The sequence below is a fragment of the Segatella bryantii genome (genome assembly GCF_022024215.1).
Taxonomy (GTDB): domain Bacteria; phylum Bacteroidota; class Bacteroidia; order Bacteroidales; family Bacteroidaceae; genus Prevotella; species Prevotella bryantii.
In genome coordinates this window covers 455,592-468,048 of record NZ_CP091798.1, presented here as the reverse complement: position 1 = coordinate 468,048, position 12,457 = coordinate 455,592, and the positions used below count along the sequence as shown (strand labels likewise).

At 41.9% G+C, this 12,457-nt stretch carries 9 protein-coding genes and 1 tRNA gene; 7 read left to right on the top strand and 3 right to left on the bottom strand.

All coding sequences use genetic code 11. From position 1 onward, the window contains the following. The first annotated feature begins 11 nt into the window (after window positions 1-11). From thiL to L6471_RS05990, 3 genes are all read left to right on the top strand, one after another. Window positions 12-1,130 (top strand): thiamine-phosphate kinase, encoded by a 1,119-nt coding sequence (gene thiL / locus L6471_RS06000; RefSeq protein ID WP_094448191.1) that lies wholly within the window; start codon window positions 12-14, stop codon window positions 1,128-1,130. A gap of 104 nt (window positions 1,131-1,234) precedes the next feature. After that, window positions 1,235-1,307: transfer RNA gene (locus L6471_RS05995), tRNA-Phe, on the top strand. Window positions 1,308-1,492: 185 nt separating this feature from the next. Beyond that, the gene (locus tag L6471_RS05990) at window positions 1,493-2,893 is read left to right on the top strand and encodes a glycoside hydrolase family 28 protein (protein WP_027454163.1); all 1,401 of its coding nucleotides are present in this window, start codon (window positions 1,493-1,495) and stop codon (window positions 2,891-2,893) included. A 12-nt stretch (window positions 2,894-2,905) separates the two neighbouring features. On the opposite strand, the gene tsaA is transcribed toward L6471_RS05990, so the two are convergent. Beyond that, window positions 2,906-3,586, bottom strand: a complete 681-nt coding sequence (tsaA, locus tag L6471_RS05985; protein ID WP_094448192.1) for a tRNA (N6-threonylcarbamoyladenosine(37)-N6)-methyltransferase TrmO — start codon at window positions 3,584-3,586, stop codon at window positions 2,906-2,908. A gap of 41 nt (window positions 3,587-3,627) precedes the next feature. Next, window positions 3,628-5,181 (bottom strand): glycoside hydrolase family 43 protein, encoded by a 1,554-nt coding sequence (locus tag L6471_RS05980; protein ID WP_237797726.1) that lies wholly within the window; start codon window positions 5,179-5,181, stop codon window positions 3,628-3,630. A 111-nt stretch (window positions 5,182-5,292) separates the two neighbouring features. Between L6471_RS05980 and L6471_RS05975 the strand changes: the two genes are divergently transcribed. Then, window positions 5,293-6,174, top strand: a complete 882-nt coding sequence (locus L6471_RS05975) for an FAD-dependent thymidylate synthase (RefSeq protein ID WP_094448193.1) — start codon at window positions 5,293-5,295, stop codon at window positions 6,172-6,174. Further along, window positions 6,171-6,926 (top strand): sigma-70 family RNA polymerase sigma factor, encoded by a 756-nt coding sequence (locus L6471_RS05970; RefSeq protein ID WP_027454167.1) that lies wholly within the window; start codon window positions 6,171-6,173, stop codon window positions 6,924-6,926. Before L6471_RS05975 ends, L6471_RS05970 begins: the two co-directional genes overlap by 4 nt. A 71-nt stretch (window positions 6,927-6,997) precedes the next feature. Here the strand turns inward: L6471_RS05970 and L6471_RS05965 are convergent, their stop codons facing one another. Further along, window positions 6,998-9,109, bottom strand: coding sequence for a hypothetical protein (locus tag L6471_RS05965; protein ID WP_074613988.1), 2,112 nt, complete (start codon window positions 9,107-9,109; stop codon window positions 6,998-7,000). Between the two features lie 242 nt (window positions 9,110-9,351). Between L6471_RS05965 and pflB the strand changes: the two genes are divergently transcribed. Together pflB and pflA are read left to right on the top strand one after the other, a co-directional pair. Further along, window positions 9,352-11,598, top strand: coding sequence for a formate C-acetyltransferase (gene pflB, locus L6471_RS05960; RefSeq protein WP_027454169.1), 2,247 nt, complete (start codon window positions 9,352-9,354; stop codon window positions 11,596-11,598). Window positions 11,599-11,687: 89 nt separating this feature from the next. Continuing rightward, window positions 11,688-12,434, top strand: coding sequence for a pyruvate formate-lyase-activating protein (pflA, locus tag L6471_RS05955; RefSeq protein WP_006283681.1), 747 nt, complete (start codon window positions 11,688-11,690; stop codon window positions 12,432-12,434). The last annotated feature ends 23 nt before the right edge of the window (window positions 12,435-12,457 follow it).

Sequence of the window (12,457 nt, the reverse complement as noted above, 5' to 3'; positions counted from 1 at the left end):
AAATAAACTAGATGGAAATATCTAAATTAGGTGAGTTTGGTCTGATTAAGCGCCTCACAAAAGACATTGCTATCAAAAACGAGTCAACCGTATATGGTGTCGGCGATGATTGTGCCGTGATGCACTACCCAGACAAGGAAGTGCTGATGACTACAGATATGCTTATGGAGGGTATTCACTTCGACTTGACCTACATGGACTTGGAGCACTTAGGCTATAAGTCTGCCATGGTTAACTTAAGTGATATCTTTGCCATGAACGGAACGCCTCGCCAGCTCGTTGTAAGTCTTGCTGTAGATAAGCGCTTCAAAGTAGAAGATGTAGAAGCCTTCTATCGTGGTTTACGTGCAGCTTGCGATAAATGGAACGTTGATATCGTAGGTGGCGACACAACGTCATCTTATACAGGTCTTGCTATCAGCATTACTTGTATTGGCGATGCCCCAAAAGACGAAATCATATATCGAAACGGTGCTAAAGAAACCGATATCATCTGTGTCAGCGGAGACTTAGGAGCAAGCTACATGGGACTCCAACTTCTTGAACGCGAAAAGACCGTGTATTATGGTCAGATTAACGACTTTAACAAGAAACTGAAAGAGGCTAAGAACGCAGATGATAAAAATAAAGTAGCTGCTCTTGAAGCCAAAAGAAAAGAAGTATTTGATTTTCAACCAGATTTCTCAGGTAAAGAATATCTTTTGCAACGCCAGATTCAACCAGAAGCTCGTGGTGACATCAACCAAAAGCTGAAGGAAGCAGGCATTCGCCCTACTTCTATGATGGATATTTCTGATGGTTTGAGTAGCGAACTGCTACACATTTGCAGCCAAAGCCACTGTGGATGCCGCATCTACGAAAAGAATCTGCCTATCGATTACCAAACAGCTGTGATGGCAGAAGAACTGAACATGAATGTCACTACTTGTGCACTGAATGGTGGCGAAGACTACGAATTAGTGTTCACAGTACCTATTGGTGATCACGAAAAGCTAGAAGGCATAGAAGGTATTCGTCAAATCGGCTATATTACAAAAGAAAACCTTGGCGCGATGCTAATTACACGCGATGATAAGGAATTTGAATTGAAAGCACAGGGGTGGAATCCTCTGTTTGATCAAAAAGACTAATCCAAGCGTTCTAGATGTTAACAAATATTAATGCATAGAACTTTTATGGATATTTTTTTGCGGGTTCAAAGTTTTTTACTACCTTTGCACCCGCAATTAAGCACGGTACCTTAGCTCAGGTGGTAGAGCAATGGACTGAAAATCCATGTGTCCTTGGTTCAACTCCAAGAGGTACCACTCCTCCTTTCATTAGGGCGGTTCTCTTATTACAAGAAGGCCGCCTTTTTTATTTTTTTTATCATTACACTAAATTATCCCTAATATCCCTAAAATATCCAAAAGAATACTCGTTTGTTATTATTTTTACGTAAGTTTGTACACTGAATAAAGAAATATAAGCTATTATTTAACGTAGAAAACAAATGAGAAGAACTATTCTATTAGCACTTTCTTTGCTTTTTTCTCTTACAAGCGTATTTGCAGGAGATTACAGCAAGTATTACCAAAATTTACCTAAAGCAATGCCTGAAGTTACGGTTCCAACAATACCTGCAAATACCGTTTCAATACTTGATTGTGGTGGCAAAGGAGATGGTATTACCTCTAACACAGAAGCATTTCGCAAAGCAATAAGCAAATTAAGCAAACTAGGCGGTGGTCATTTGAATGTACCTGCTGGTATTTATCTTACAGGATTGATTTCTTTCAAGGATAATATCGACCTTCATTTGGAGAAAAATGCAATTATTGTTTTCTCTGAAGATAAGAAAGAATTTATTAAGGAAGAAAATGGTGTAAAAGATGACAAGGCTACACCTGGTATTAATGCCAGCAAGCGCAAGAATATTTCTATTACGGGTGAAGGTATCATCGACGGTAATGGAGAATGGTGGCGCCCTGTTAAACGAAGCAAGGTGAGCAACACCGAATGGAACGACTTCAAGGCTATGGGTGGAACTGAAAGTGCCAAAGGCGACTTATGGTATCCATTCAACCTGAAACATTTTGATAACATTGCTGCTACACCCGAAGCTCAGGAGAAAATGCGTACACACCTCATACGCCTGACTGATTGCGAAAATGTATTGATTCAAGGCGTTACAGTTGAAAATTCTCCAAAATTTCATATTGTACCACAACGCTGTAAGAATGTTATTATTGATGGCGTAACTGTACGTTGCCCATGGAATGCTCAGAATGGCGATGCTATCGATATCGGTAACTGTACCAATGTACTTATCGTGAATAACGTGATTGACGCGGGTGATGACGGTATCTGTATGAAAGGTGGTGCTGGTGCAAAAGCATTAGAATACGGTCCATGTCAGAACATCAACATACAAGATAATATCGTTTACCATGCTCACGGTGGTTTCGTTATCGGAAGTGAGTTCTCGGGTGGAATGAAGAATATCTACGTACACAATAATACTTTCTCTGGCACTGACACAGGACTTCGCTTCAAGAGTTCTGTTGGTCGTGGTGGTACTACAGAAGATATCTACATTAGCAATATCTACATGACTGACATCGATAATCAGGCCATTGTATTCGAAACAACCTATTTTGATAACCATGTTGGTGCTAAGAAAGGCGCTCAACCTACCAAAGTTGAGTTTGCACCTAACTTTACTGACATCCACATGAAAGATATCGTAGTAAGAGGTTGTAAAACAGGTATTGCTGCTCATGGCGAAAAAGGCATGATTCATGGTATTACCATCGAAAATGCAAACATTTTCTATCATGAAACCGCTCAGGATATTGATGCAAACAGTGATATCACATTGACAAATGTTAACTTTGTTACATTTGCCCAATAAACGAAACACACTTTATAGCACTTCGACGACATCATCGATGACGCGAAAGTGAATATCAAGACCCGCAAAAGGCATACCATAGACCTTCTGCGGGTCTTTTTGATATTGCGGGCGAGGGTCTTCAGCAAGAACCTCCTGTAATTGAGCTATCGTTTCATCTGTCCACCCCTTTTGCGTCAATAGACGTGCTTTAGTATTATCAGATAAAACAACCTTTAGCTTACACCATTTCCGCTCATCTACAAAACCACTTTGTGCCTCTGCATGACAATCAGCATAGGTCACATACGGCTTAATGTCATAAATCGGTGTACCGTCCATGAGATCAGCCCCAAGAACATGGATAACAGGACCACGATGACTTTCCCACTCCACATAATCGATTCTCACAGACGATAAACCTAAACCATTCGGACGAAAAGGACTTCTACTGGCAAAAACGCCTACTTTCTCATTACCCCCCAAACGAGGTGGGCGAACCATCAGGCTATTTGCAGCATGCTTATTCGCAGAAAACTGCCAAATAAGCCACAAATACTCAAACCCTTCTATTCCACGAATAGCATCAGGATTGCGATATTGCGGTTCGAAGACGATTTCGCCTTTCAGTTCTTCTATAATACCACTTTGCTTAGGTATACCAAATTTAGAAGCAAAGGGAGAATGAAAAATTGCTACTGGTTGTATTTCCATGATGCAAAGGTAACAATTTTTATTGCAATAACCCCTCTACCTTATTGCTCAACATAATCAAAGTAAGCAAAATCGGCATATCCACTACCCTGCGCATACATACCAAGGGTGACACCCGTAAATCCACCGACTACTTCTGTACTTAACAAGGTGGAAGAAAGTTGACCTACATTTTTATAATGCATCCCCTCCTCTGCATAATCGAAATAATACTGATTATCACCCGAACGCACACGTAGTTTCAAATTGTAGGGATTGTAGATATGAGCAAAAACAATCTCATTATGAGGTAGATTCTTCACGACATACCGAAGTCCGACAGCATACTTACCATTCTTTTCTGCCTGCACAAAAAGATCATAATGCCCGTCATTAATCTGATAAACGGTTAGTCCACTTTCAAAACCCGTCTTACCATGAGGAGTTACCTGTGTTTCCAAAACGATTCGCTCAGCTTCCTGTCGAAGGCCAAGGAAAGTTGGACGGTTATTTTCTGTCAAACTACTCCATCCACCTTTCAACCGCAATTTACCCGACACAAACTGATAATTATCCCAAACAGGATTCTGCAGATACACCCATTGAGGCCCTAATTGACCAGACGAGAAAACTATTTTCCCAGTAGACTTTGTCCATTCGACAGCCGGCAATAGAGATGCCTGCATCAAAGTATCGATAGGTTGAAGATTATATACTATCGGCCATTGGCCCTCATCCCATTTCACAGGAGCGATACACGTTTCCCGACCTAAATGATGATAACTCCCCCCCATATTGCGATAAGCCAGGAATGTTATCCACCAACTACCATCAGGCGCCTGAACGAAATCACCATGTCCCGTGCCTTGAATCTGCATCAATTGCCCCTTCATATTACAATTAGTAAGAATAGGGTTAGCCGGATTACTCTCATAAGGTCCCGCTATATTTTTACTGCGTGCAATCGTGAGATGGTGTGCCAATTCCGTTCCACCTTCCGAAATAAGCAAATAATAATAACCATCTTTCTTATAAATATGAGGTCCTTCTGGATATCGGCCACCATCACCATGCCATATGGCCCTACTAGGTGTCAACTGTTTACCCGTTTTAGCATCGATCTCACACAGCATAATCGTATTGTCAGGGTTACTGACCATATAGCATTTTCCATGTTCAAAATAAAGTGACGGATCTATCCCCTGTTGCTCCAACCAGACAGGTTCACTCCAAGGCCCTTGCGGATTTTTTGCCGTTACCAAGAAATTTCCGCCATGTCCTATATTCGTCGTAATCATATAATAAACACCCTCATAATAGCGAAGCGTAGGAGCATAAATGCCTGTCCACGAATTAGCACCTTGCAACGGGAGTTGAGATTCACGATCGAGAACATTACCGATTTGTTGCCAGTGTATCAAGTCTTTACTGTGAAAAATAGGAACTCCCGGAAAATAATTAAAAGAAGAATTCACGAGATAAAAATCGCTTCCTACTCTACATATACTTGGATCAGGATGAAAACCAGGAATGATGGGATTACGAAACTCCTTGCTCTGTGCAAAAAGTGCCAAAACACAACAAACGAAAACAAAAAAAGTTGACAAACGCTTCATAGTAAACATGATTATCGGTTCTATCTGCAAAGATAATAAAAAATATCAAAAGCATTGTGGTATCAAAAAATTATGGTAACTTTGCATAAAACGCAAAAAGAAGGACAATCAATGAAAATCATCAAACCTCAATATGAAATATGGGAGCAGGCTCAGGGTGAAAATGCGATATATACCCAGATTGAGCGTGCTGGTAGAGTATGTTACAAAAGCGAAGAGCATACGAATGCAACGAGTGCTAAACCCTTTGTTGGTCGCATGATAGAGCACGAGCACTATGCTATGCTTGAACATGGTACGGTGTATCTCTGCGCTGACCATGGCGTACTAACCAGTAAATATGCTACCAACCCTTTCAGCAGACTGAACACCGTAAACGGTAAAGATTACATCACCACCAATATGCGTGTACTCGCTGAAAACAAATGGTTGGACGACCTGCAGTATTTCGAGGATTATAATAGTAATTTTGAGCGTCGTATCACCGTTCATTTCACTACTCAAGTAGCGATTACCCGCGAATTCAATCGCCATCGGGCAGACTCTATGGCGGAACAAAGTACACGCTATTGCAATTACAGCAAAAATAAGTTTGGTAATGAAATTTCGGTAAATCTACCAGAATGGGTAAAAAATGAACCCGACTTTGATAGTAATACTAATTACGATCAACATGATTTTGTAAATTTACTCCGCGATATGAGCGAAGGCAAAAGTTCAGAATGGAGCAAGTTCCAATTATGGCTCTTTGCCAATGAAGCTGCAGAGTATGCATACATGCATCTGATAGAATTAGGATGCAAGCCGCAAGAGGCTCGTGTCATACTTCCTCTCGACACCAATACAGAATTGGTACATACTGCATTTGTTAGTGACTGGAAACATTTCTTCGACTTGAGAGCTCTCGGTACAACTGGTGCTCCCCATCCTGACGCCAAGGCTATCGCACAGCCTCTCTACGAGGAATTCAAGACAAGAGGATACATTTTATGAGAGAAATCAAAACAGGCAAACCGCTAAGCGAACAAGAAAATGATTCGCTTCAAACTTATCTCTCTGAGATAGGAAAAGAAAATTTACTCTCCGAACAGGAAGAGCAGGAACTGTCTGCTAAAATACAAAATGGCGACGAAAGTGCTATAGAGAAATTGACGACAGCCAACCTGCGTTTTGTGGTTAGTATCGCCAAACGCTATCAAGATCGAGGGCTTGGTATCAATGATCTGATTAGTGAGGGTAATTTTGGTTTAATAAAAGCAGCACGAAAGTTTGATGCTGCTAAGGGGCAACGCTTTGTACAATATGCGGTGCATTTCATCCGGCAGGCAATCGAGAATGCGATACAGGAACAAAGTGGTATCTATACTTTACCACATAGCATGGACGATCCTGTGGAATTAAAGCAAAGCAAGGCTTTCTCAGTTGATGCTCCTTTGGTACAAGGCAAGGCTGCAAGTTTGCTTCACGTATTAAGCGATCCTAATGCTGTCATTCCTGACAAACCCTATCTTGATGATGTCTTACGCCAAGGCTTAATTCGTTCACTTAGCGTACTGAACGACAGAGAAAGAAGAGTGGTCAGTATGTTTTATGGTCTCAATGACCAGAATGCTGGTCTTACCTATGAGGAAATAGGCACACAATTGGGCTTGAAACGCGAACGTGTACGCGATATTCGCAAGAAAGCTGAACGAAAGATGAAGAAATATACAAAGAATGATCAATTGAAATCATACCTTAAATAAGGTAATAGAAGTATGTTTTTCCAAAAGAGCCGTTAGCGTATTTATATGAATCTAACGGCTCTTTTGTTGTTTTATGGCATCGGAAGAAGTCCTTCCCATCTGACATCCCATTCTTTTGGAAATCCTGGATTCTTGCTTTGATTACCATCCCAACCGGCACACATCAAGGCAACTGTTGTCAAGAGCCCACCATTACCAGGAAGATACACACGTAACCGATCATCTTGATAATTATGCCCGCTCACTAAATAAGTATTGGTACGTTGAGGTAACAACAGCGCATTTACAGCAGCTTCCGGATCACCCAGGCGAGTAGCACACATCGCTGTCATTGGGAAATCCCACCCCCAGGTTTTATTCCAGTTCCAATTTTTAATCACCCAATCAAAAGTATGTCGCATGATATTTTTATCCACCAATTTGTTATCGGGCAAAATACCTAATGCCCCCAGCACGGCCATATGGTCTGAAGTACATCTGATATCCTGATAGGTCTCTACTGCAGATTCTGCAGCCAGATATAAGCTATCAGCATTCGCAGCCAAAGGAGATAACTTTTCTACGAGTACATCCCATTTCTCTTTTCGAGGCAATCCACGGCGTTCACGCCATTTTTGGGCAACCTGAATGGCATAATGCCAATAAGACAATTCAAAAGGAGGATTGTAGGTCACCTCTGCTTTCAAGGTTTCCTGAGCAGGTATACAACCTTTTAATATATAACGATCGTTGGTCTGATCATACGTCGCAAACGAATACATAAAATCTGCCGTCTGATCAATAAGTTCACCATACTTATCCAATAGCAACTGAGATGGATGAGCACGATACAACAACTCAGCCAAATAAATAAGATGAGGTTGCTGCCATATCAGATAAGAACCGACATTAGATGGAGCCTCTGCGCCAGAAGGATCGGTCATTTTCATCCATCGTATTCCATCAAAACCTTGTCGCTTAGCTATATCGCGCGCTACAGGCGCAACCTTCTGATACCAACTTAACGGGCGATCGAGTAACTCAGAATGTCCCCATAAGGCAAACTGAGCTAAATGCCACCAGGTCATCTCCAAATGAAATTTCCCAAACCACGAATTATAAGTAAGTCCGGTTTCTTGTGGTGGTGTAGTACCCGCATCATTGACAGCCAATAAATATTGCGAAAGAACCACACGTCGTTCTAATTCCTTCGCTCTATTATCTTTAACATGAGAGAAATCAACAATACCCCCACTCTTCCAATACCCCTGCCAATAATGAGCAGAAGCCTGACTGGTGGATTTAAAATCAGCAAGATGTATAGTGAACTTATCGGGAAGATTCTGACGATATTCCACAGAAAACTCTAATTCATTCGCACGTGACTGAAGAACAAAGACATGCTCTGCTTTTTTCTGTAAATCCGCCTTACCTTTCCAACTGACGATAACATAATATACCGTAGCATCCAACTGATGCTGAAGAACAACAGCATGGTCATACCGCGCAACGATAGTTGTCGTATGCTTATCATTAGCCTTCCAGTCACAAGCATCATCACTGTGTCCACCCGTAGGATAAGGAAACCGAAGACGAACAGAAGGCTTTACCGTAGACCTTACCACAGAAGCGATACGATCTGCATCTGGAGAGCATACCGTCTGAACTTCATATTTATTTCCGCCATAGTAAAAAGAGCTATGAATTACCCCGTTCCACATATCTAATGATTCACGAATCTGACGAACCTGTTGGATATCCGCTAAATTTAATCCAACCGTTCCCAAATGAAGTCGATGTGCATTTTTACGATACCACTCACTCGCATCATGCTGTCGCCCCTTCGTTTTAAATTGCGCTGCATAGTACTCAAGGTGTCCACGTCCGAAGTCTTTAGCCACAAGCGCCTCTTCAGCTCTCAGGTTATCCGGATTAGCGAAAGTATGCCATCCCCAGTCGCTCATCGTTCCCAGAGGCACCCCATGCGAATAGTACTCAGGAAAAGTTTGCAGTCCCGTACCATCTACCGTCATCGCAAAACCGCCATTGCCTACAGAAAGAGACTGAAGAGAATCCATAGAAGTTACCCAAGGATTATTCCGGGTAACCACAGCATGACGATCAATTTTCGCCCAAAGGGGCGAATGAAATAACAATGAGCAAAAAGCAAGACTCAGTATATGAACTTTGAAATGTTTAGACATGTGAATATTAGGTATTAAATATTTGCGTTAGCTTCGCAAAGATAACAAATCAAGCTGGAATAAGAAAACAAACACACACATATTTTAAGTGAACAAAAATAAAATCACATTTCATATAGAAACAAGGCTATAATTCATAAAATATAGCTACCTTTGCAGTCGATTACGAGAAAGTTAATTTCTATATTACAAACATAACTAACGAGGTATCAATAGCAATTCCTCAATTAAAAAAAATGATTATGAGTACACAATGGAGAGGTTTCAAAGGAAACAAGTGGAAGAATGAAGTAAATGTTCGCGATTTCATTCAGCACAACTACACCAGTTATGACGGTGACGAAAGTTTCCTCGCAGGACCTACTCAAGCAACAGAGACACTTTGGGGTAAACTTCAGGAGCTTCAGAAAGAAGAGCGTGCTAAAGGCGGCGTTCTTGATATGGAGACAGAAGTAGTATCAAGTTTAACAGCTTACGGACCAGCTTACATCGATGAAAAAACTAAGGATTTAGAAAAAGTTGTCGGTCTCCAGACAGACAAGCCACTCAAGCGCGCATTTATGCCTTACGGTGGTATTAAGATGGCAGCACAGGCTTGTACTACTTACGGTTACGAACCATCAGAAAAACTTACAGAAATCTTCACTAAATATTGCAAGACTCACAATGACGGTGTGTTCGACAGTTACACACCAGAAATGCGTTTGGTTCGCCATGCCCATATTCTTACTGGTCTTCCTGACACTTATGGCCGTGGTCGTATCGTAGGTGACTATCGTCGTGTAGCTCTTTACGGTATCGATTATCTGATAGAAGAGAAGAAGAAAGACCTCGCTAACATGGGCGACCGTGAAATGATTGACGATGTTATTCGTCTTCGCGAAGAGGTTTCTATGCAGATTCGTGCCCTCAAGGGTTTGAAGGAAATGGCTGCAACCTATGGTTTTGATATTTCTCAGCCTGCTACAAATGCTATTGAAGCTGTTCAGTGGTTGTATTTCGGCTACCTGGGTGCTGTTAAGACTCAGAATGGTGCAGCGATGTCTGTTGGTCGTGTTTCTACATTCCTTGATATCTATATCACTCGTGATCTCAACGAGGGTACACTGACAGAGGAAGAAGCACAGGAGCTCATCGACCACTTGGTTATGAAGTTCCGCATGGTGAAATTCGCTCGTATTCCTTCTTATAATGAGTTATTCTCTGGCGACCCAGTTTGGGCTACTCTCGAAGTTGGTGGTATTGGTCAGGATGGCCGTTCTATGGTTACCAAGAACGACTTCCGTTTCCTCCACACATTAGAGAATATGGGTCCTTCACCAGAACCTAACTTGACTGTACTTTATAGTTCTCGTCTTCCTAAGAATTTCAAGCACTATGCTGCAATGATTTCTGTAAAGACAAGTTCTATTCAGTATGAGAATGATGATGTAATGCGCCCAATATGGGGTGATGACTATAGCATCTGCTGCTGTGTATCTGCTACACAGACCGGTAAAGAGATGCAGTTCTTCGGTGCTCGCGCCAACCTGGCTAAATGTCTTACATACGCTATCAGCGGTGGTGTAGACTCTAAGACTCGTCAGCAGGTAGGTCCTGCTTATCGTCCTATCGAGGGTGATGTAGTAACTTATGAGGACTTCTTGCCTAAGTTCATGGATATGATGGAATGGTTGGCTGCTGTATATGTGAAGACATTGAACTTGATTCACTACATGCATGACAAATACTTCTATGAAGCAGCAGAGATGGCACTCATCGATACAGATGTTCGTCGTACTTTCGCTACAGGTATTGCCGGTTTCTCTCATGTAGTCGACTCTATCAGCGCTATCAAGTATGCTAAGGTTAACATCATTCGTGACGAGACTGGTTTCCCTCTCGAATTTAAGACAGAAGGCGACTTCCCTCGCTATGGTAACGATGATGAGCGTGCAGACGAGATCGCAGTTTGGTTGCTGAAGACCTTCATCACGATGATTAAGAAGCATCATACTTATCGTAACTCTGAGCCTACAACAAGTATTCTTACCATCACATCAAATGTTGTTTATGGTAAGTACACCAGTAACATGCCTGATGGTCGCAAGGCTGGTACTCCATTGGCTCCAGGTGCTAACCCAAGTTACGGTGCTGAGCAAAATGGCTTGCTCGCTTCTTTGAACTCTGTAGCGAAGTTGCCTTATGAGTATGCACTCGATGGTATCTCTAATACACAGACCATTAACCCTGATGCACTCGGTCATGATGATGAAGAGCGTGCTAATACTTTGGTAGGTGTTATGGACGGTTACTTTAATCAGGGTTCTCACCACTTGAATGTTAACGTATTCGGTGTTGATAAGTTGAAAGATGCTATGGAGCATCCAGAGAAACCTGAGTATGCTAACTTCACCATCCGTGTCAGTGGTTATGCAGTGAAGTTCATCGACCTGACTCGCGAGCAGCAGCTCGATGTTATCGCTCGTCAGGCTCACGAAAGACTCTAATATAATAGAACAACATAGAAGTCCGGAGTTACTGACAAGATTCAGTCTCCGGACTTTTTTCATTGATAAACTTGTAAGGAGGAAAGATTATGAATTTAGGATATGTACACTCTATCGAGAGTTTCGGCTCTGTAGATGGTCCTGGTATACGTTTCATCGCATTCTTAAAAGGCTGCCCTATGCGGTGTCAGTTTTGCCATAATCCAGACACCTGGAAATTAGACAAGACCAACGAGACTACAGCAGACGATTTGCTTGACAAGGCAGAACGCTATCGCACTTATTGGGGAGAAAAAGGAGGTATCACGGTGAGCGGTGGCGAGGCTTTGATGCAGATCGATTTTCTTCTCGAACTTTTTGAAAAAGCTCATCAGCGCGGTATCAATACTTGTCTGGATACTTCTGCACAACCGTTTACTCGCCATGGTGCATGGTTTGAAAAATTCGAAAAGTTAATGGCAGTTACCGACACCATCCTTTTGGATATCAAGCATATCAATAGCGAGGAGCATAAAAAGTTAACCCGATGGGGGAATGAAAATATCCTAGACTGTGCACGCTATCTTTCTGATATCAACAAACCCGTCTGGATTCGCCACGTGCTCATCCCAAGCATCACGGATAATGATAGGTATCTACAAGAACTCGCCGAATTTCTAAAGACACTGAAGAATATCGAGCGCATTGATGTACTGCCCTATCATACACTGGGTGTTTTCAAGTATGAAAAGTTAGGTATAGATTACCCATTAGAAGGCATACCGACACCTACACCAGAGCGAATAGAAAATGCTAAAAACATTTTGGCCCAAGTACCGCTCAAAGAAAGAGCATGATAGCAAAAATTCTAAAACCACAT

What these genes read in the sequence shown, in the direction of transcription:
- L6471_RS05975 (WP_094448193.1), top strand. Translation starts at nt 5,293, where the DNA reads ATGAAAATCATCAAACCTCAATATGAAATATGGGAGCAGGCTCAGGGT.
- L6471_RS05970 (WP_027454167.1), top strand. Translation starts at nt 6,171, where the DNA reads ATGAGAGAAATCAAAACAGGCAAACCGCTAAGCGAACAAGAAAATGAT.
- L6471_RS05965 (WP_074613988.1), bottom strand. Translation starts at nt 9,109, where the DNA reads ATGTCTAAACATTTCAAAGTTCATATACTGAGTCTTGCTTTTTGCTCA.
- L6471_RS05990 (WP_027454163.1), top strand. Translation starts at nt 1,493, where the DNA reads ATGAGAAGAACTATTCTATTAGCACTTTCTTTGCTTTTTTCTCTTACA.
- pflA (WP_006283681.1), top strand. Translation starts at nt 11,688, where the DNA reads ATGAATTTAGGATATGTACACTCTATCGAGAGTTTCGGCTCTGTAGAT.
- tsaA (WP_094448192.1), bottom strand. Translation starts at nt 3,586, where the DNA reads ATGGAAATACAACCAGTAGCAATTTTTCATTCTCCCTTTGCTTCTAAA.
- L6471_RS05980 (WP_237797726.1), bottom strand. Translation starts at nt 5,181, where the DNA reads ATGAAGCGTTTGTCAACTTTTTTTGTTTTCGTTTGTTGTGTTTTGGCA.
- thiL (WP_094448191.1), top strand. Translation starts at nt 12, where the DNA reads ATGGAAATATCTAAATTAGGTGAGTTTGGTCTGATTAAGCGCCTCACA.
- pflB (WP_027454169.1), top strand. Translation starts at nt 9,352, where the DNA reads ATGAGTACACAATGGAGAGGTTTCAAAGGAAACAAGTGGAAGAATGAA.